21 protein-coding genes are annotated in these 21,398 nt (G+C 32.1%); 4 read left to right on the top strand and 17 right to left on the bottom strand.

Going from position 1 to position 21,398, the window contains the following annotated elements; genetic code table 11:
* Positions 1–587: pseudouridine synthase (locus tag QZ824_RS06170; protein ID WP_291275147.1), on the bottom strand; the 587-nt coding region annotated here is incomplete at its 3' end.
* Between the two features lie 127 nt (positions 588–714).
* On the opposite strand from QZ824_RS06170, the gene QZ824_RS06175 reads away from it, so the two are divergent.
* Positions 715–1,662: a hypothetical protein gene (locus QZ824_RS06175; protein ID WP_291275148.1), complete on the top strand. Its 948-nt coding sequence runs from the start codon at positions 715–717 to the stop codon at positions 1,660–1,662.
* Between the two features lie 74 nt (positions 1,663–1,736).
* On the opposite strand, the gene QZ824_RS06180 is transcribed toward QZ824_RS06175, so the two are convergent.
* The 5 genes from QZ824_RS06180 to QZ824_RS06200 all read right to left on the bottom strand — a co-directional run bounded on the left by QZ824_RS06180 (position 1,737) and on the right by QZ824_RS06200 (position 6,381).
* Positions 1,737–2,702 (bottom strand): sodium-dependent bicarbonate transport family permease, encoded by a 966-nt coding sequence (locus QZ824_RS06180; protein WP_291275149.1) that lies wholly within the window; start codon positions 2,700–2,702, stop codon positions 1,737–1,739.
* A 5-nt stretch (positions 2,703–2,707) separates the two neighbouring features.
* A complete protein-coding gene (locus tag QZ824_RS06185) occupies positions 2,708–3,670 on the bottom strand; it encodes an L-threonylcarbamoyladenylate synthase (RefSeq protein ID WP_291275150.1) in 963 nt (320 codons plus the stop codon).
* 3 nt (positions 3,671–3,673) lie between these two features.
* Positions 3,674–4,516 carry a DUF6671 family protein gene (locus tag QZ824_RS06190; protein WP_291275151.1) on the bottom strand — a complete coding sequence of 281 codons (843 nt, stop codon included), beginning with the start codon at positions 4,514–4,516 and terminating at the stop codon, positions 3,674–3,676.
* Complete coding sequence (locus QZ824_RS06195; RefSeq protein WP_291275152.1) at positions 4,516–4,788, bottom strand: hypothetical protein; 273 nt, start codon at positions 4,786–4,788, stop codon at positions 4,516–4,518. The genes QZ824_RS06190 and QZ824_RS06195 overlap by 1 nt, the downstream gene beginning before the upstream one ends.
* Before the next feature lie 153 nt (positions 4,789–4,941).
* Positions 4,942–6,381, bottom strand: coding sequence for an NADP-dependent isocitrate dehydrogenase (locus QZ824_RS06200; RefSeq protein ID WP_291275153.1), 1,440 nt, complete (start codon positions 6,379–6,381; stop codon positions 4,942–4,944).
* Between the two features lie 150 nt (positions 6,382–6,531).
* On the opposite strand from QZ824_RS06200, the gene QZ824_RS06205 reads away from it, so the two are divergent.
* A complete protein-coding gene (locus QZ824_RS06205) occupies positions 6,532–7,437 on the top strand; it encodes a LysR family transcriptional regulator (RefSeq protein WP_291275154.1) in 906 nt (301 codons plus the stop codon).
* Positions 7,438–7,484: 47 nt separating this feature from the next.
* Here the strand turns inward: QZ824_RS06205 and QZ824_RS06210 are convergent, their stop codons facing one another.
* Positions 7,485–8,078, bottom strand: a complete 594-nt coding sequence (locus QZ824_RS06210; RefSeq protein ID WP_291275155.1) for a nitroreductase family protein — start codon at positions 8,076–8,078, stop codon at positions 7,485–7,487.
* A 201-nt stretch (positions 8,079–8,279) separates the two neighbouring features.
* Here QZ824_RS06210 and hemN point away from each other — a divergent pair, with 201 nt between their 5' ends.
* Positions 8,280–9,644 carry an oxygen-independent coproporphyrinogen III oxidase gene (gene hemN / locus QZ824_RS06215; RefSeq protein WP_291275156.1) on the top strand — a complete coding sequence of 455 codons (1,365 nt, stop codon included), beginning with the start codon at positions 8,280–8,282 and terminating at the stop codon, positions 9,642–9,644.
* An 86-nt stretch (positions 9,645–9,730) separates the two neighbouring features.
* Here hemN and QZ824_RS06220 read toward each other — a convergent pair whose 3' ends face one another.
* The 8 genes from QZ824_RS06220 to QZ824_RS06255 all read right to left on the bottom strand — a co-directional run bounded on the left by QZ824_RS06220 (position 9,731) and on the right by QZ824_RS06255 (position 18,455).
* On the bottom strand, positions 9,731–10,432 hold the full coding sequence (locus QZ824_RS06220; RefSeq protein WP_291275157.1) for a sulfite exporter TauE/SafE family protein: 702 nt from the start codon (positions 10,430–10,432) through the stop codon (positions 9,731–9,733).
* Between the two features lie 71 nt (positions 10,433–10,503).
* Complete coding sequence (locus tag QZ824_RS06225; protein ID WP_291275158.1) at positions 10,504–10,950, bottom strand: FixH family protein; 447 nt, start codon at positions 10,948–10,950, stop codon at positions 10,504–10,506.
* Positions 10,951–10,972: 22 nt separating this feature from the next.
* Entirely contained in the window at positions 10,973–12,394 is a 1,422-nt protein-coding gene (ccoG, locus tag QZ824_RS06230) for a cytochrome c oxidase accessory protein CcoG (protein WP_291275159.1), read from the bottom strand.
* A 92-nt stretch (positions 12,395–12,486) separates the two neighbouring features.
* Positions 12,487–13,434 carry a cbb3-type cytochrome c oxidase N-terminal domain-containing protein gene (locus tag QZ824_RS06235; RefSeq protein ID WP_291275160.1) on the bottom strand — a complete coding sequence of 316 codons (948 nt, stop codon included), beginning with the start codon at positions 13,432–13,434 and terminating at the stop codon, positions 12,487–12,489.
* A gap of 11 nt (positions 13,435–13,445) precedes the next feature.
* The gene (locus tag QZ824_RS06240) at positions 13,446–13,613 is read right to left on the bottom strand and encodes a CcoQ/FixQ family Cbb3-type cytochrome c oxidase assembly chaperone (RefSeq protein ID WP_291275161.1); all 168 of its coding nucleotides are present in this window, start codon (positions 13,611–13,613) and stop codon (positions 13,446–13,448) included.
* 5 nt (positions 13,614–13,618) lie between these two features.
* On the bottom strand, positions 13,619–15,796 hold the full coding sequence (ccoN, locus tag QZ824_RS06245) for a cytochrome-c oxidase, cbb3-type subunit I (protein ID WP_291275162.1): 2,178 nt from the start codon (positions 15,794–15,796) through the stop codon (positions 13,619–13,621).
* A 13-nt stretch (positions 15,797–15,809) separates the two neighbouring features.
* Complete coding sequence (gene ccoS / locus QZ824_RS06250) at positions 15,810–15,980, bottom strand: cbb3-type cytochrome oxidase assembly protein CcoS (protein WP_014388243.1); 171 nt, start codon at positions 15,978–15,980, stop codon at positions 15,810–15,812.
* An 84-nt stretch (positions 15,981–16,064) separates the two neighbouring features.
* Positions 16,065–18,455 (bottom strand): heavy metal translocating P-type ATPase metal-binding domain-containing protein, encoded by a 2,391-nt coding sequence (locus QZ824_RS06255; RefSeq protein ID WP_291275166.1) that lies wholly within the window; start codon positions 18,453–18,455, stop codon positions 16,065–16,067.
* 174 nt (positions 18,456–18,629) lie between these two features.
* Here QZ824_RS06255 and QZ824_RS06260 point away from each other — a divergent pair, with 174 nt between their 5' ends.
* On the top strand, positions 18,630–19,313 hold the full coding sequence (locus QZ824_RS06260; protein ID WP_291275163.1) for a Crp/Fnr family transcriptional regulator: 684 nt from the start codon (positions 18,630–18,632) through the stop codon (positions 19,311–19,313).
* Positions 19,314–19,413: 100 nt separating this feature from the next.
* On the opposite strand, the gene QZ824_RS06265 is transcribed toward QZ824_RS06260, so the two are convergent.
* Positions 19,414–20,265: an aldose 1-epimerase family protein gene (locus QZ824_RS06265; protein WP_291275164.1), complete on the bottom strand. Its 852-nt coding sequence runs from the start codon at positions 20,263–20,265 to the stop codon at positions 19,414–19,416.
* A 3-nt stretch (positions 20,266–20,268) separates the two neighbouring features.
* A partial coding sequence (locus QZ824_RS06270) for a hypothetical protein (protein WP_291275165.1) occupies positions 20,269–21,398 on the bottom strand: 1,130 nt, incomplete at its 5' end.

The raw sequence follows: 21,398 nt of genomic DNA on the forward strand, positions 1-21,398 counted from the left end.
ACTCGATTGCCGGTAGCAGCGAACATGCGCTTAACCTGATGGTATTTCCCTTCATGGATTTGCAAGCGCGCCAACCTTGGCTGCAGGATATGGAGCTGGGCCGGGCGTGTGAGGTTTTTCTCGCCATGGAGTTGTACGCCCCTGGCAAACCAGTCAATAACGGATTCGTTAATAGGATCTGCAGTGGTGACCAGATATGTTTTTTGACACTCTTGCTTGGGAGCGGTGATCCGATGATTCCATTGCCCATCGTCTGTTATTAACACCAAACCGGTAGTATCCAGATCCAGGCGGCCAGCAATTTGCAATTCGTGTTTGCGCGGAATGTCCAGCAGGTCCAATACCACCGGGTGCTCGCTGTCGGTATTGGCGCACACATAACCCGAGGGTTTGTGCAACATTAAATAACGGGTATTAAACGGTTCAATCCGCTCTCCGTCCAAGACAACCTCTTCGTCGCCACATAGTTTTTGTTCCGGCTTTAATACCCGCTCCCCATTGATGGAAATGCGCCCCGCCTTTACCAAGTGATGGACCTGCGAGCGGGAGAGGCCGGTGTGATGGCTTAGAAATTTATCCAGACGCATAATCAGTGGCGCTCTAACCAGTAAGAGGGGATGGCCGTGTGCCAATTGAATCGCTGCACTACACGACTAAATTTTTCTTCCAGCGTTGCGTGCAAGCTAAGAGGTGTTTGGGTGATGGGGTGTAAAAATGTCAACTCGGTTGCCGCAAGTAGTAATCCTTCGCAAGCAAATTGCTGTTGAAAAAATCATTGAAGATTTCCAAATAATAGTTAATCATCATTTGTTAGAAAAAAATAAAACTTCCATTCACTCCATTCAAGCAAAAATTTTTATTCAATTAATTTATGCTAATTATTATCACATAACTCAAAATACAATTTCAGAATTAGAATATCTTGAACGTGCTATTGCTATTTATGATGCTAATAGTTTTCATAAACAAGAAAACCCTTTAGATTACATCTCAGTTTATACGCGTATTATTGATATTTATAAAAAACGCGATGATGAAACTTTCTATAATAAAATTGAAGCTCTACGTCAATTCGATCAGATATTAGACTTTCAAAAGCATGTAGCTAATGAACGTATCTTTTTTCACACTTATCAAGCAGAACTTGAGCACTTAATTTATAATCATAAATTTGATGAAGGACATCAAATGATGCAACATATTTTAAAGCAAATACATATAAATAAATTTAATTTAGAACCTTACTACTTAATTGGTATGTATTATCAATTTGCTTGTATTTGTTTAATTAATAAAAGTGTATCCCAATCTTTGAAACATATTAATTATATTTTAAATGAGTTCGATTTTAGCGATCGTCCTAATACATTTATAAAAGCAGAAATTTTAAATGTACTGATTCACTTCGAACTAAAAAATTATAAACTAGTTTTACATAGTTTGGCTAATTTTAAAAAGAAGTATGCCAAAACATTTAAAATTAACACACTTGAAAAGAAAATACTAAAATTAATTGAACGTTTTTGCAACGATCCTTATCTAAAAAAATCAGTTATTGAATTTAATAGCCTTTATAAAAAAATAAATAAAATGGACATTGACACTACAAGTTCTAACATTATTTATTTAAAATATATTGATTTTAAAAGATTAGAACGTTAACAAATAAAATGAACGTGCCCCCATTTCATGGAGATAAAATGAAGGACACGCACAAAAAATTACACAACTATAATTTAAAAAGTTACTAGAAAATAATAAAGTGGAATTCCTAAAGTAATATTCACTGGAAAAGTTACTCCTATAGCCATTGGAACATATAAACCTGGATTAGCTTGTGGTACAGATATTTTCATAGCTGCTGGAACTGCAATATATGAAGCACTTGCTGCAAGAATAGCTAACAAAAATCGGTCACCCGTTTGAGCTAAAAACAAACCACTTGTGTAAGCAACCACACAACCATTGATTAGAGGTATTATACTAGCAAAAATGATTGTAAAATTTCCGTATTTTGTAAAATCACTTACTTTTTTACCACAAACTAATCCCATGTCTAATAAAAATATGGCTAAAAATCCTTTGAACAAATCATTGGTAAAAGGTTTAATTCCCATGGCTTGCTCTTCACTAGCTACATAACCAATAACTAAACTTCCTAATATTAAAAATACACTTCCGTTTGTTAGTGAATGCACAATAATTTGTTTCAAACTATAAGACGTTGCTTCTTTTTTAGATTTGGTAAAAAGTCGGATTAAAATGATTCCCACAATAATAGCTGGTGCTTCCATTAAAGCCATGACAGCAACCATATGACCACTATAGCTAATGTTTTGCATTTCAAGAAAAGAAATTGCCGTTACAAAAGTCACCGCACTTACTGAACCATAAGCAGCGGCTATTGCTCCTGAATTAGCAACACTCAACTTTCGTTTAAGAATAAAAAACGTGTAAATTGGAATACTAATTGCAGCTAAAACCCCAAACAATACACACCACAATATAGACACATCAAAAGTACTGTGTGCTAACTCTTGACCGCCTTTAAAACCGATTGCAAACAATAAATATATAGAAATAAATTTAGATGAGTTTTCAGGGATATATAAATCACTTTTAACTCTTACGGCTAAAACGCCTAATAAAAAAAACAATAAAGCAGGGTTTTTTAAATTTTCAATTAATAAGTCAAAATTCATAGTTATTATTTTTTTGCTGTTGCTCTAGTTAAACGATCATTTAAAGTAATTCCTAAATCTGTACTAGGAAAAGGTTGTATTAGTAAAGCATCGTAACTTTGTTCATCTAATGCTAATAATGTGGCATATAATTTTTGTCCCACTTCTTCAAGATTATCTGATTCTGATAAATTGATGTATGTTATTTTAGCATTTGAAGATTTCTTTTTTTTTCCAGTATAAAGAATGGCTACATGTGCTTCTGGATATTGCTTAGTGTACGCATCTAAATCGTCAGTCATGATAAGAGGAGTTTTTGGTGCATAATGCCTTGTAAACATTCCGGGTGTAAGCGTATGCTTTTTAGTAGTAGCTCTTTTTACTTTTCCTACCCATCGTTCAATTTGCTCAATGGTTATAGCTCCTACTCTATAAATAACAACTTCATTCTTTTCAAAACCAACAATTGTAGATTCTAAGCCATTAGTACAAGCACCACCATCTAAAACATAAGGTAAATCTTTGTTTTTAAAATAAGAAACTACGTGTTTCGCTTGTGTGGCACTAGTTGCATTTGAAGGATTAGCACTTGGTGCGGCTAACGGAGCGGGAAGCGATTTAAGTAACTCCACAAACAATGGATGATTAGGCACACGAATACCAACCGTATCTTGTCCTGAAGTTACATAATGAGGAATTTTATTTGATTTGGGCAGTACTAAGGTTATTGGTCCTGGCATAAATGCATCTGCTAAAATTTTAGCCTTTTCAGGCCACACCTCTACCCATTTACTGATTTCTTCAATAGAAGCTACATGTACTATTAAAGGATTGTTATTAGGTCTTCCTTTTAGTTGGTAAATTTTTTGAATTCCCTTTTCAGAGAGAATTGAAGCAGCCAAACCATAAACAGTTTCCGTAGGTATTGCTACTACATCACCATCATTTAAATAGTTAGCTGCTCGTTTAATATCAGTTCCAATTTCCATTTATTAAGGATTACAAGTTGAACAATACATGGGATCTTCAAAATATTTCCCTTTAGGATAGTATTTTTCAGATTGATGTTGGCACTTTTGACATACATAAATCCATTTCATTGTACTAGCCGTAGGTGTTTTACAAAGTTGGCAAGGCAAACCCGATTCATGCGCTACAACATCATATCCCGGCCAACCACAAGAAGGACAATAACTATGACATTTGTCAATCAATTGTTGAGTTACTTCACCAATAATTCGCATACGTGTAGGATTCATGTGTGCTCGCATGTCTGTTTCAACAACAACCTGACCATACTCTTTCATTAGGAAATTAAAAGCATTTAAAGCCTTTTTTCTATCTTTAATTCCTTTAATAATTCCCTCTGATTTATTTTGAAAAGGTCGAAGTATAATAGCATGACTTGGGAAGTGAACACAATCGCAAAAAGCCAGTAATTCATCTTCTTGTGTTATACTTTCTTGTTTAAAGTTAGTCTCCATTTTAAGCACTTTGCCTGTAACTTCCCAGTCGTTCTTAAAATCTTTCAGCATAACAAATTCTTCATGTGAAGGAACAAAAAAATAATGAGGATGTGGGCCAAATGAACCTTCGGTAGCTACTACTAAATCTATACCATGCAATAGATATGCTTGATTACATTTTTCTCTTAGTGCTTCAAGAGGAACAAGTGTTCTTGGAATTTCCCCAGAAAACGTGCCTAATGTATCAGTATCAAACTTGTTTTTTTGAGAAACAACCACTCCAAGATAGCGTTCGAGAAGTGGTTGCATAATATCCTCCTTACCATGCTTAGTAGCAATTAATAAGGAGCGGTTTACAAACAAACGCATTACTTAACTTTAATTACAATTTCACCCACTAATTCAACTTCTTTACCTTGCATAGAAGCTTCATCAAAGAAAAGTTTTAATTCTTCTTTTAAACGAACCAGTTCCTGAATTCGCTGTTGAGATGAAAATGTAATTGAGGTATTTCGTTCCTCTCTACTCCATTGGTCACCTTGATGAAATTTTATTTTATTTGACAATAACTCAAGTAAAACTTGTTTGGCATCAAGGGCACTAAATTCACCTTTAATCAAGTGAAAAGATTTTTGTTTCATAACTACTTACTTTTCAGTTTAAAAAATAACAATATAAAGCCAATGCCTGTTGCTGCAAGAACTTCAGGAATTAGAGTTTTCAAGCTTGATTCAGTTTGCATAAATACCACTAACATGGCTATACAAATAATAAGTAATAGCAATTTTCCCATCTTATTGACCTTGTCCCATTGAATACATTGGTACTCCATCAAAAGCATATAAATTTTCTGTTTTTATGACATCGATTTGATTTGAATATAAAGTCTGTAACAAGCTCACTACCTCTTGATAATTTCCATTGGATTGAGAAGTCCATTCAAATCTACAACGCCAATGGTCTGTACAAAAGGTTTCTTCAAGACCATTTGGCCACACTTTAACTCCGCGATTTGTAATCATTTTTAATTGTATTCCTGCCTCATGAGTCGCTTGTTGTAATTGCAACGCCAATGTATCTGCATTTCGGTTGGCTTGGTGAACAAAAATATCAACCCCAACTAAACTTTTTACTTTTGGCTTTTTAGGAGTGGTTATCGGAATAGAAATTACAGCATCCTTTGGAGGTGTAATGGGTTGTAATTGGGTAGGATTTTGACCTAAATTAGCAATAATGGCTTGAGCAAAGCCTTTGGTTCCAACTAATTGTTTACTAGTTGCTTCATTGTAGATATCTGGTGTATGGATACCATCTTCAATAGTTTTTAGCCATGCATTTTGAATTTTTGAAGCTTCATCAGCTAACCCTAAGTGGAATAACATAGCTATAGCCGCTTGTAATAATCCTGAAGGATTTGCTTTGTCTTGGCCTGCAATATCTGGAGCTGAACCATGAATAGCTTCAAACATAGCGCATGAAGTTCCAATATTTACCGAACCAGCCAAACCAACAGATCCAGCCACTTCCGCAGCGATATCAGAAACAATATCTCCATATAAATTTGAGGTTACAATAACATCAAAAGATTCTGGTTTTGCGGCTAAACGAGCGGCACCGATATCTATAATCATATGATTAGATTGAATTTCAGGGTACTCAGCAGCAATTTCTTTAAAAATTTGGTGAAATAAACCATCTGTTTGTTTCATGATGTTGTCTTTACTGAAACAAGTCACTTTTTTTCTACCGTATTTTTTAGCATATTCAAAAGCATAACGAATAATTTTTTCAGAACCAGGTCGAGAAATTAACTTCAAACATTGAACCACTTCATCGGTTTGTTGATGCTCAATACCTGCATATAAATCCTCTTCATTTTCTCGAACAATGACCACGTTCATTTTTGGGAAATTGGACGCAACGAAAGGAAAATAAGACTGTGTAGGTCTTATATTCGCAAATAAACCTAAAGCCTTACGCATGGTCACATTTAAACTTTTGTACCCCCCACCTTGAGGTGTCGTAATAGGAGCTTTGAGTAAAATTTTATTATTTAAAATACTGTCCCATGAAGAAGAGCTAATACCTGAGGCATGACCATTTAAATACACTTTCTCCCCTATTTCAATGGTTTCATATTCTAAAGGTACTTGAGCGGCGTGGAAAATATCCAATACGGCATCCATAATTTCAGGACCAATTCCGTCTCCTTTTGCAATTGTAATTTTTTTCATTTTTGTTTGTTTGCTTTAGGTGTACATTTTAATAATGTACTAGTTCGATTTTTCATTAGTTAAACTTGAGTCATATTGACAGGACAAAATTGATAACAAAAAATGATTAATTTTTATTTATATTTTATATCTTTATCATAAAATAATTTTATGAATTATACTTTACACCAACTTCAAATATTTTTAAAAATTTGTGAAACACAAAGTGTAACGAAAGCCGCTGAGCAATTAAATTTAACCCAACCAGCTGTTTCCATCCAGCTTAGAAATTTTCAAGATCAGTTTGATATTCCACTAACTGAAATTGTTGGAAAAAAAATATTCATTACTGCTTTTGGACTAGAAATTTCAGAGATAGCACAATCTATTTTACAAAAAGTTGAAGAAATTCAATACAAGTCTGATGCTTACAAAGGGTTGTTAGTTGGTAAATTAACCATAGCTGCTGTTTCCACAGGTAAATATGTGATTCCTTATTTTCTCACTGAATTTTTACAAGAATATACAGGAATTGAATTAGTATTAGATGTTACTAATAAATCCAAAGTATTAGATAGTGTTGCGAATAATGAGGTTGATTTTGGACTAGTATCCATTTTACCCGAAACAATTGCCGTATTCAATGAATCGCTACTTTCTAATGAAATTGTATTAGTTGCTGGTAGAAAAAACTATGAAAAATATCATACAACAGCAATACATGAATTAGATCAATTACCTGTCATCTTTAGAGAGCAAGGTTCAGGTACTCGATTCAAAATGGAACAATTCTTCAAGCAGCATAACATTCAAATCAAGCGAAAATTAGAATTAACCTCTAACGAAGCCGTTAAGCAAGCTGTTATTGCCGATTTAGGTGTTTCAATTATGCCTGTAATTGGAATAAAAAATGAACTCAAAAATGGTGACTTAAAAATTATTTCTTTGAAAGAACTTCCTATTATCACTGATTGGAATTTAATTTGGAATAGTCATAAATCACTTACTCCCGTAGCAAAAGCCTACTTAGAATATGTAAAAAAAAACAAGCAATCAATTATTGCTCATCATTGGTAGCCTAAATAAAAAAAGCGAATAATGATTTAGTTATTCGCTTTTTTTATCTAAATTGTTTCAATAATTCGATCAATAGCTACCCTAGATTTTGGTTTTCGACCAGGCTGATTGGCATCTTCTTGATCTCTATAACCAATGGCAACAGCAACTAAAGCGGTGTAACCTTCTTGGTTTAAAATTGTATCATACTTATCTGTTTGAATCCCTTCCATGGGCGTTGCGTCTATTTGCAGTTGTGCACAAGCGGTAAGAAAAACTCCTAATGCCAAATACACTTGCTTACTCATCCAAGCTTTAATTTCTGCTTCTGGCAAAGGTTTTATATAGGTTAAATAATAATTAACAGCTCCTTCTGGCAAATGCTTTTTTATTTGTTCTTCAAATAGAGTAATATCATTGTAAACATTAAAAACAACAACTGTATCACAATTTATGATCTTTTCCGCGTTGAAATAAGAAACCTTTGCTAATTCATTTTTAATCTTTTCATCTGAAACAAAATGAAACTTCCATGGTTGACTATTAATAGAAGAAGGTGCTAAATGTAAAATTTGCTTTAATTCTTCTATAATATTAAAATTTATTTTCTTTGAGGCATCATACTTTTTTGTCGTATATCGCTCCTTCATCAATTGTAACATAATTTATTCTTTTTCTGCAAATATACTATCCAATGATGACATAAATCAATCTAAAAAGATTGAAAAGATTTATAAATACCATGCTATAATCTATTGTAAATGCACAATTAGAATTAATCTTAAGTATCTTTCCTAAAGCCTTTATGACAATTATCATTTTTTTAATATCACTACACTGCTACATTTGTTGAAAATTTAGGTATGAAAGCGTCGTTAATTCAAAAATATAATGTTCCTGGTCCGAGATACACAAGTTATCCTACAGTGCCTTATTGGGAAGAGGAAAAGTTTAATTTAGAAAAATGGAAACACGAAGTACAACAGACTTTCAAAGCTACCAATAATTCAGAAGGAATTAGCTTATACATACATTTACCTTTTTGCGAAAGTTTGTGCACTTTTTGTGGATGTAACAAGCGTATTACTAAACGTCATGAAGTAGAAGAGCCTTATATTTCAGCCTTACTACAAGAATGGAAAATGTATTGTAAGTTATTTGCGAACCGACCTATTATTAAAGAAATTCATTTAGGAGGAGGAACGCCCACCTTTTTTTCCTCTAAAAACTTAAGTTCTTTAATTAATGCTATTTTTGAAATGGCCGATTTAGCTTCAGATTATGAATTTAGTTTTGAAGGACATCCAAATAATACCACCAAAGAACATTTGCAAACTTTATTCGATTTAGGTTTCAGACGGGTTTCTTTTGGTGTGCAAGATTATAGTGTAAAAGTTCAAGAGGCTATACACAGGGTTCAACCATTCCATAATGTAGCAAAGGTAACTTTTTGGGCAAAAGAAATAGGTTATACATCTATTGGTCATGATTTAATTTTTGGTCTACCCTTTCAAACATTAGAAGATGTAAAAGATACTATTTTAAAAACCAAATCACTTTTACCTGATCGCATTTCATTTTACAGCTATGCGCATGTACCTTGGATCAAAGGAAATGGGCAACGTGGTTTTCATGATGAAGATTTACCTAAAGATGAGGAAAAAAGAGCTTTATATGAAGAAGGAAAAAAATTATTATTAGAAAACGGCTATCATGAAATTGGAATGGATCATTTTGCATTAGTCAGTGATTCCATGTTTACGTCTTTCAAAAACAAAACATTACATCGAAATTTTATGGGATACACCGCTTCAAAAACTGATTTAATGATTGGATTAGGTGTTTCTTCTATTAGTGATAGTTGGAGTAGTTTTGCTCAAAATGAAAAAACACTTGAGGCCTATTATGCCCGTATAGAATCTAAAGAACTTCCCGTTTTTAGGGGCCATCATTTAAGCGAAGAAGATTTAATCATCAGAAAACACATTCTTAATTTAATGTGTCATTTTGAGACTTCATGGACCACTGCTGAAACTTATTTTGAAGAAATTAATGACGTATTGGAACACGTAAAAGAAATGGAACAAGACGATTTAATTTATTTAAACGATACATCTTTACAAGTTACAGAAAAAGGAAAAGCTTTTGTAAGAAACATATGCATGGCTTTTGATTTGAGATTGATGCGAAAAGTACCTGATACAGAATTGTTTTCAATGACTATTTAAAAGAAATTCATAACTGAAAAATGATTGAAAGATGCGTAGGTTATAACACAAATCTTTCAATCATTTTTTATTTATAGCAATAAATACTAATGACAATTTGCTTTGGCTTGTACGTGCAAATCGAGTAAACTTGGTGATAAATAAGGTATATCTAAGCCTAATCCTCTAACTATAAACAAGATACCAATTACAACCATGATTACCGGAATCATCTTCTGTATTTGAGATTTAAATTTAAGTTGGGAAAACTGAACTAAATGCTGTACTGTTACCATTAAAGGGATAGTACCAAGACCAAACAAAGCCATATAAGCAATACTTAAACTTAGATTATTCATGGCAATAGCACCAAACAATGCAGCATAAACCATTCCACAAGGTAAAAAACCGTTAAATAAACCAATTAGATATAGCGATTTTAAACTTTTATTTTTTAATTGTTTACCTAATTGTTGCTTAACCTTTGAAATGAGATGATATACTGGTTTTGAAAAATTATATTGAGCTAATTTATTCTCTGGAACCACAGCTAAAAGTATCATCATTACACCAACGAAAATAGATAATTGTTGTTGTAAACCAGCCATAAAGAAACCTCTACCTAAAAGACCAAAGACCAAACCTAAAACAGCGTAAGCTGAGAGCCTACCTATTTGATAGGCCATGATTTGGATGACTTTTTTAGAAGGATTATTTCGGTCTAATGGAATCATCATGGCAATGGGACCACACATTCCAACACAATGTAAACTACTAATTAATCCAAAAATTAAAGCTGAATATAACATATTATAAAAAAGTGAAGATAAATAATAAATCTTGTTTATTACATCTCTTCACTTCAAATTTTATTTCCTTATTAAAAATAAACCGTTTCTTTATTCAAATAATTTTTACCTTCGTACTTCCAATCAATTGAAATTTCCCAAAGACCGCCAGTCAGTTTGTTTTTAGGTATGAGCATTATTGGACTTGATAAAGATATCTTTGTGTCAAAATCCAACTTCTGGCTGGACGGTCTATATAGGGAAATAGTCCCGTTTATTCCTTTAAAATCAAAATGAGGTGGAAAAGTTATGATGATACCTTCTGACGATTTAGTAACTGTTAACTTTTCTTTTAACTCATTAGAATTGTTTTGTTTTTCAATATTATCTTGAACATTACGTTCTTGTTTATAATAATCTTCTGCCACTAATTCGTGATCATAAGCTGGATTAGTTTGTAGTTTAATGATGAAGAATAATATGAAGCCTATAAATCCAGCAAAGCCTACTACTACTCCTGTTCCCCAGTTAAATTTCATGTTCTTGTTTTTTTGGTTAGTTTTAATTGAAGGCTCTAGGTCCTAAGAAATTGGTTGTAACTGTTTCAATCACTTTATTACCTTGACGTACTTCAATATTAATTTTTGTATTATCGCTTTCTAATAAAGCAGCAGGAATTTCTACAAATAAAGTTCCTTGGGCTAAATCGGCTTTTTTCACATGAATTTCTTGATTACCCACTAACTTTAACTTCCCTTGTTTTGGATTTACGACTTTAAATGTAATATGCTCCAATGCTTGTGTTGACTTGTTAATGACTTTAAATGTGTAAACATTACTTATATTTTTACCTTTTTCTTCATACAATTGACCTGGTAATCTCAGAATGGTTGTATCAACATCCGTACGTAAAAGAATCATGGAAAACATAACGATTAAAAGAATACTTAAAACAGCAATATATCCTTTCATTCGCGTAGTTAATTTGAATTTTTCTTTCTTAACGATTTCATCTTCACTAGCATATCGGATTAAACCTTTAGGTAATCCTACTTTTTCCATCATGTTATCACATTCATCAATACAAGCTGTACAATTGACACACTCTAATTGTGTACCATTACGAATATCAATAGCTGTTGGACAAACATTTACACATTGATGACAATCTATACAATCTCCAAAACCAGCACTTTGACGGTCCTCATTCTTTTTAAATTTAGCTCTTCCTTTTTCCCCTTCCCCTCTTACATGGTCATAAGCAACTACAATTGTTTTATTATCTAATAATACACCTTGTAATCTACCATATGGACAAGCAATAATACAAACTTGCTCTCTGAACCAAGTAAATACAAAGTAGAAAACACCTGTAAAAATTAACAACGCAATCAAAGTACTTAGATTATTGACAGGACCTTCTTCGACCATCTGAATCAAGGTATCACTTCCTATTAAATAAGCTAAAAAAACATTAGCAATACCAAATGAAATTAAAAAGAAAAGAAACCACTTTAGAGCTCTCTTCCTGATTTTTTCTGCATCCCACTCTTGATTATTTAACTTAATTTGAGCACCTCTATCACCATCAATCCAATATTCAATTCTTCGAAAAACCATTTCCATGAAAATAGTTTGTGGACAAAACCATCCGCAAAATATGCGACCGAATGCAACTGTAAATAAGGTTAAACCTACTACACTAGCAATCATCATTACAACGAAAAGGTAAAAATCCTGTGGCCAAAATGGAAATCCGAAGATGTTAAATCTTCTTTCTAATACATTAAAAAGTAAAAACTGGTTACCATTAATTTTTATAAAAGGACTTGCAATTAAAAAAATTAATAACACATAGCTAACTAACTTTCTTTTGTCGTAGAATTTTCCAACGGGCTTTTTAGGAAAAATAAAATTTCGCTTTCCTTCTTTGCTGATAGTTGCAATGGTATCTCTAAAACTTTCGTCGGGTAAATTTGACATAATAATTCTATTTTAAATTTTAAACCAAAAATAATTCAGTTGTTTTGGTTTAAAAAAGGTTTTGGTAAAGCTACCAAAACCTTTTTATTTTTTTATTTTTTTGCTGTAGAATCTACGGCAACTGTTGCTGGTGTTTCAGTCGCAGGAGCGGCAGCACCATCTTCTTTCCATTCTTTAGCTTCAGGTTCTGTTGGTTTTGGATCTTTAGGATTAGTTCCTTGTAAAGACAACACATAACTAGCTATTTTTTGGATATCAGAAGGTTTGATCGATTCTTTCCAAGGCACCATTCCTTTTCCAGGGCGACCACCTTCCATAATGGTATTGAAAACATTTTTAATTCCACCTCCATTTATCCAGAATTTATCTGTTAAGTTAGGACCAATTGCTCCACCACCATCAGGTCTATGACATGCTACACAATTTGCATCAAATAATGTCTTACCAGCAGCAATTGCACTTGCATCAGTTAAAAGCGTTACTTTTTCTTTATCCATTAAATCTGGAGCTGTTTTTTTATACTCTTCGACTTTTGCATCAGCAATTTTCATTTCTGTTACAAATTCTTCATCTTGATTATAGTCCCCCATGATATGGAAACGAACAAGATAAACTAACGCGAAAATAACTGTTGCATAAAACAACCCTACCCACCAAGGAGGCAATACATTATCTAATTCTTTAATACCATCATAATCATGGTCTAATAACATATCTTTTTCTTCGTTAATAGAACGTGATGCAGTTAATTTACGCATCCAATTTTTAAAGGCTTCTTGCTGAGCTAATGGTTTATTTTTATCCGCCTCTAATTTAGCTTTTTCTTCCTCAGATAATAACTGATATGTTACTTTATCCACTGAATTTAAAACCACCTCAATGGCAATCAATAAAAAGATAAACACCACGTGAAACAAAGCTACTACAGGATATTTTACCAATGCAGGTCGATCTCCTGAGTCAATAAAATACTCCAATACTCCAAACATTAAAGCGTAAAGTAAAGGGATTCTAACATATACTGGGATTAATTTTCTCATTGTATTAATTTTTAATCGTTAAAAGGTAATTCGCTCATTTCTTTTACTCTTTCTTTACTGTAAGTTAACGCATAAATAGTATAACCTATAAAAATGGTAATGAAGAGTACTAGAGAGATGATGGGGAAAATATCTACCCCATTCATCCCATCAAAATTATGTTTTACGAACTTTAACATACTACTTATTTTTTTACTTTAATATCAGTTCCTAAACGTTGTAAGTAAGCAATTAACGCTACAATTTCTCTATCTTTCATAGGAACGAATTTCTCCCCAGTTAATTTCGCTTTTTCTTTACTTGCTTCATAAGCTTTTACAAATTTAGGATCACCTTTTAATCCTTCTTCGATTTCAGCAGATTGTTTATCAATACTAGCCAAAGCACCATCAATGTCTTGTTGTGAATAAGGAACTCCCAATTTAGCCATTACAGCCATTTTCTTTTGAACATCATCATGGTTCATAGCTTTGTTATCAAACAACCACTTATACGCTGGCATAATTGAACCTGTTGAAGTTGCTTGAGGGCTCCACATGTGGTTAAAATGCCAATTGTGATTGTATTTTCCTCCTACTCTCATTAAATCTGGACCTGTACGTTTTGAACCCCATAAGAACGGATGATCATAAACATATTCTCCTGATTTTGAGTATTCTCCATAACGTTTAACTTCAGAACGGAAAGGTCGAACTAATTGCGAGTGACAGTTATTACAACCTTCTCTAATATATATATCTCTACCTTCTAATTCAAGTGGAGTATATGGTTTTACACTTGAAATAGTTGGAATGTTTGACTTTACAATTAACATAGGTACAATCTGAATAATACCTCCAATAGCAACTGCAATAGTAGTTAATACAATAAATTGAACTGGTTTTCTTTCTAACCAAGAGTGCCATTTCTCATTACGTAATCTATGCTTAGAAATTGTAACTAAAGCGGGTGCTTCTGCTAATTCATCTTCTACTTTAGATCCAACAGAAACCGTTTTAATGATATTGTAAACCCCAACTAAAACCCCTGTTAAATACAATACTCCACCTACAGCTCGCATAGCATACATTGGTAAAATTTGTGTTACAGTTTCCATGAATTGAGGATATACTAAAGTCCCATCTTCATTAAATTGTTTCCACATTTCTGCTTGAGTAAACCCAGCTACATACATTGGTAAAGCATACAATACAATACCTAACGTACCAATCCAGAAGTGGAAATTAGCTAATTTTTGAGAGAATAATTGTGTTTTTGTTATTCTAGGAATAATCCAATAAATCATACCAAATGTCATGAATCCGTTCCAAGCTAAAGCACCTACGTGAACGTGAGCTACAACCCAATCTGTAAAGTGAGCAATAGCATTAACATTTTTCAATGATAACATAGGACCTTCAAAAGTTGCCATTCCATAACCTGTAATACCTACTACAAAGAATTTTAAAATAGCATCTGTTCTTACTTTATCCCAAACACCTCTTAACGTTAATAATCCATTAATCATACCACCCCAAGATGGAGCAATTAACATTACAGAAAACACAACTCCTAAATTTTGAGCCCAATCAGGTAATGTAGAATACAATAAGTGGTGAGGTCCAGCCCAGATATATAAGAAAATTAAAGACCAAAAGTGAATAATTGACAATCTATAAGAGTAAACTGGACGGTTTGCTGCTTTTGGTAAATAATAATACATTAATCCTAAGAAAGGAGTAGTTAAGAAGAACGCTACCGCATTGTGTCCGTACCACCATTGTACTAAGGCATCTTGAACACCTGCATAAGCAGAATAACTTTTTGTTAAAGATACTGGAATTTCTAAACTGTTTACAATGTGCAATAAAGCCACTGCTACAAATGTTGCAATGTAAAACCAAACCGCTACATAAATATGACGTTCTCTTCTTTTAATAATTGTACCAATCATGTTGATACCAAAAGCTACCCATACTAGAGCAATGGCAATATCAAACGGCCATTCTAATTCGGCATATTCTTTTGATGTAGTAATACCTAATGGTAAGGAAATGGCTGCTCCTACAATGATTAACTGCCAACCCCAGAAGTTCACCTGACTTAAAAAATCACTGAACATTCTCGCTTTTAATAAACGTTGCAAAGAGTAATAAACTCCAGCAAACACTGCATTCCCAACAAATGCAAAAATTACTGCATTAGTATGCAATGGTCTTAATCTACCGTAACTTAACCAAGGGATACCATCAGTCAAATTAGGAAATAAGTAAAATAAAGCAACAATAAGACCCACCAACATACCCACTACTCCGAAAAGTAATGAAGCATAGATAAAGTTACGAACTATCTTATTGTCATAACGAAATTGTTGTACTTCCATAGTTAGTTAATATTTAGTTTTTGTTTTTATTAGAATTATTTTTCACTTCGTCGTCAAATAACATACGTACCGATGGGGTGTAGTCATCGTCGTATTGACCGTTTTTCACTGCTAAAATGAAGATGATTAAGAAAGCTATTGCAATGACAATACTTACTGAAATTAGAAAATAAATAACACTCATACCTTAAATTTTAAACAAAGTTAGACTTACTCTATCAGGATAAATATGACTTTTGTCATACTCTTTAATTTTTGTTAAAAATGGTTAATTTTTATTGATTTTACGACCATAAAACTTGCTCATAATTGTAACAAAACTTACAATTGTGATGGCACTCATAGGCATTATAATTGCGGCAAATAGTGGGGACAATTTTCCAGCTAATGCAAAAGTTAATCCGATTGCATTATACAAAAGCGAAAGACCAAAACTCATATAAATCGTTTTCATTGAGTCTTTTGCATATCGTAAATATAAGAAAAGTTTTGAAAACTCCAAAGAATCCATAATACCATCACAAGCAGGCGAAAATACATTTACATTTTCAGAAATAGCAATACCAACATTACTTTGAGCTAAAGCACCCGCATCGTTGAGTCCATCCCCAATCATCATTACATTTTTTCCTTCTTGCTGTAATTTTTCAATATAGGCTAACTTTTGTTCTGGTTTTTGATTAAAAATAAGCTCCGTATTTTCGGGCAAAATAGTTTGTAGATAAGCTTTCTCTCCATCATTATCTCCACTCAATACTTTTACTTGATAATGATTTTTGGTCAATTCTTTAAATAATTGTTCTAAACCTTCTCTATATTGATGATTAAACAAATAATACCCTTTATAATGGTCATCGATTTTAATATTAACCTTGGTCTGTTTTAAATTATCTTCAATTAAAGTTGCTCCCATCAAAGCATCGGAACCAATTTCAATTTTATGATTTTGAATTGTTGCTATAATTCCTTTACCAATGATTTCTTCAAACTCTGTTAAGTTCTGTTTTTCAGTATTTGGTAAATAATCATATAACTTTCTACTTAAAGGGTGGTTTGAATTTCTAATACAGTTTTTAACACATTGTTCCTCTTCTGAAGTTAAAGGAGTACCAACAAATTCTATTTGCATCTTATTTGCAGATGTAATTGTTCCTGTTTTATCAAAAACTACCGTATCTACTTTAGCTAATTGCTCAACAACTAACGAATTTTTCAAATACATTTTGTTGTTACCCATAATTCGCAATACATTACCAAGTGTAAATGGCGCTGTTAATGCCAATGCGCAAGGACAAGCCACAATTAAAACAGCTGTAAAAACATTAAATGCTATATAAGTATCAATGAATAGCCAAAAAAGTAAAGCTCCAAATGCCAATAACAATAGTGCGGGGGTGAAATACTGACTTACTTTATCTGTTATGGATTTATGTTTTTGATCAATTTTCTTTTGAAACACATCATTACTCCATAATTGAGTTAAATAACTTTGTGAGACAGAAAACAACACTTCCATTTCAATTACTCCTCCTATTTGTTTTCCTCCAGCAAATACTTTATCTCCCGACTTTTTTTCAATTGGATCCGCTTCCCCAGTAACAAAACTATAATCTAGAGATGTTTTAGGCGAAATAAGAATTCCATCAACAGGAATGAGCTCTTGATTGCGGATTAACAATCGGTCTCCTTTCTCAATATCATAAACTTGACACGGAACTTCTGAACCATCTGAAAGTATTTTGGTCACCGCAATAGGGAAATACGATTTATAATCACGTTCAAAAGATAAAAAATCATACGTTTTTTGTTGAAACAACTTACCTAACAACATGAAAAAAACCAATCCTGTTAGACTATCAAAAAAACCTTGACCGTAATCAAATACGATGTCTACTGTACTTCGTATAAACATTACAATGATACCAAGTGCTATAGGAATATCAATATTTAATACGCTTGAACGAATACTTTTATAGGCTGAAACGTAATAACCACTTGCTGAATAAAGAAAAGAAGGTAGGGATAAAAAGAAAATTAACCAACGGAAAAAAGGTTTATATTTTTCAATCCAAAATTCATCAACTTCAAAATATTCTGGAAAAGATAATAACATAATATTTCCAAAACAAAAGAAAGCTACACCTAACTTATAGATTAACGTTCTATCAATGTTATTTGATCCTGTTTCATAGTTTTCTAAACTAATGTAAGGCTCATAACCTATAGAAGCTAATAAGTAAACAATTTCTTTTAAATTAGTTTGTTCCGGCTGATAAGTTATACGGACTTTTTTCTGAGTAAAATTTACTTGCGATGCAATTATACCTTCTTGAAGCTTTTGGAGATTTTCCAAAATCCAAATACACGAGCTACAATGAATATGAGGTATGTACAATGAAACAATATGTGTTGTAGTTTCTTCAAATTCCAATAGTTTTGAACTAATTTTTTCATCGTCTAAAAATTCATATTTACCATTAATTTCTGGTGGTGTTGCTCCAGGTGAAGTCGCATAGTCATAATAGCATGTTAAGTCATTTTGACTAAAAATTTCATATACCGTTTTACAACCCACACAACAAAAAGACTTGTCATCATAGGCTATTTTTTCACTTGGCATAAACTCTTTACCACAGTGAAAACAATTTTTATCGTCCATTTTAATGCTCATTTTTTACCTGTAACAAAGGTCACATTCTCAGAAAAAATAAAATATGATATTTGTCATACGATATGTATCTTTATACTTTATAATAAAAATACTGTTTTTTTTCATAGAAAGGGGAGTTACATTTAAAGAAATAATTAATTTTGCAAAAGATAAAAGTATCCTATGAGTGGTAAATGTGAACAATGTATCGTTAGAGAGTTAAGTTCGTTAAAAGCATTAAATAAAGAAGAGCTTTTGAGAATGGCTGACTGTAAAACGTCTTACACCGTTAAAAAAGGGGAACCTTTATTTGAAGAAGGGGAAACACTCAATGGCATTTATTGCGTTAAAGATGGTGTGGCTAAAATGTCGAAATTAAGTGCCAATGGCAAAGACCAAATTGTTAAACTCGTAAAAAAAGGAGAACTATTAGGTCAGCGATCTTTGATTAGTGAAGAAGCTGCTAATTTGAGTGCTGTTGCTATTGAAGACATGCAAGTTTGTTTTATTCCAAAAAATGAGGTTTTAAAATTTTTCAATGAGAATAATCAATTTTCATTGAACATGATGAAAACAATTTGTGGAGATTTAAGAGAAGCTGATGACCACATGGTTGATATGGCTCAAAAAACAGTTAAACAACGATTAGCTCATACGTTATTACAATTAGAAAAGGAATATGGAATACAAGATGATGGGAGTTTAAGAATCCAATTATCTAGGGAAGAAATAGCTGGAATGATTGGTACTGCCACAGAAAGTTGTATTCGTTTATTATCTGAATTCAATAAAGAAGGAATTATTGAGCTAACCGGCAAAAAAATTATTCTTGTAAATAAGAATATTTTACAGAAAATGAGTGAATAGAAATTGTAATTTAGAATCTGAAACAAGTTCAGATTGACAAAAATTACCGATTGACATAGCATATAGAAATAAAAACTCCGACTCAAAGTCGGAGTTTTTATTATTTTAAAATTTCTATTCGAATAGCTCGTAAAAAATCCTCATTAGGAGGCAATAAATTAATACCTTCTTTTTCTAGAATATTTCCATCATGAATCGTATTATCGGCAACACCACACCACGGCTCAATACAAAGAAATGGAGCATTTGGTTTCGTCCAAATTCCTAAATACGGAAAATATTCGTAGATTACTTTTAAAACGGGTACATCTAAATGTTGCAAGATTACCTCATCAGATTCTAACGATTTAAAGACTAAGGCATCGCTTTTAAATAAGTCGTATTTTAAATCCAATTTTCCTGAATGACTTTCTACCACAGATGTTTCAAAATTAAAATTTTCATTCTCAAGATGATGCGTAATTAAAACATCAGGTTTATTAAATTGTAAACTATAATCAGACAAATCGCCTTCAATTGCAAAAGCAGGATGCGCTCCTATTGAGAACGGCAGGGTTTCTTCAGATAAATTTCGAACAAAATACTCAATAATCAGTTCGCTATCGATTAAAGTGTAAGCTAAGAACAACTTAAAGTCGAAAGGAAAATTATATTTCGTTTCCGCATTTGATTCTAATTCAAAAATGACTTGATGCTCTGCTTTTACATCATATTTAAATTCATAATTTCTAGCAAATCCATGTCGAGGTAAGGTATAGGCTTTCCCATTTAAGGTATAGCTATCTTCCTTTAATCTTCCAACTATAGGAAATAAAATGGGAGAAGTTTTATTCCAATAATTTTCATCTACTTCCCAAATATAATTGATATGGTTTTTTTCTAGCTTAACAAGTTCTGCCCCAACAGTATTGATGGTGGCTGTTAAAATTTTATTGGTTATAGTAATTAACATAGGCTATTCTTCTGGTATTCCTTTCCAGTTATATAATGTTTTAGTCAATACTAGTATAGTTGTCATTAAAAAAATAACATTTATGATAGAAAATTCAAAAAAATTATCTTCCATAAAATAAAATATACTATCAAATTCATCAGAGATATTCATGCTATAAATGTGTAACTGGTTATAACAAAAAGCATAAATTAAAGGTAAAAATACAACTATTGACCAAATAAAATAATTCAAACTGTATTTTGTCAACCCTTTTTGCTTCTTTTTTTTCATAATAAAAGAAAAATGAAGCAAATTTATAATTAGTAGTAGACCATTTAATCCTAAAAATAAGTTCAATGAATTTAATGGAACAGCAATCATTAAAAACAAAATCTCTAACAATCCTGTCACTATAAAAGTAGTCATCCAACTTTTTAAATTAGTTAATCTATAACTAAAAATCAAGCTTGAAATAATGGAAGTCAAAAAAATAATCGCTGTTAAAATATCATAAAAATCATTTTTACTTACAAAATCATAATTTAATTTTCTAAAATTTTGGACTAATAGATTATGCTGAACGTAAAATTTAGAGTTATAATTAGTAGTGTCTATTTCCTCATAATTATTTCTAAAACTCATTTCTGATAATTTAAAATAAGGTTTCACCAATTGATAATTAACAAAATTAGGGTAATCATAAACCAACTTAAACCAATTAGTCACGGTAAGATTTGTTTTTAACTTCAACTCACTAACTAGTCTTAGATAATCTGACATTATCTTTTTGATTTTAACCTTATCATTATTTATTAATGCAATTTTAATTACTGTATCCAACGAATCCGTCAAAGTTGTTCTGTAAGCTTCTCCATAATTATACTTTTGAAAAACATCTTCTGTTCTTGAATTAATTAACGAACTGTATTTAATTTTTTTACCGAAAACCTCAATAGAATCACAGAATTTCACATGCTGTTTACCGTCAGAATCAAATTCTGTTGTTGTACAATCGGTATTATAGTTTGGATTATTGATAAAAAAAGCGGCGTTAGAAATAATTATAGATTTTGTTAGTAATTCTTCCTTAGAATAATAAGAATTTAATTTAAATTCTTTACCCAAAGAATAACTTATAGGATATATAAAAA

It is taken from the genome of Flavobacterium sp. (genome assembly GCF_021151785.1).
GTDB lineage: Bacteria > Bacteroidota > Bacteroidia > Flavobacteriales > Flavobacteriaceae > Flavobacterium.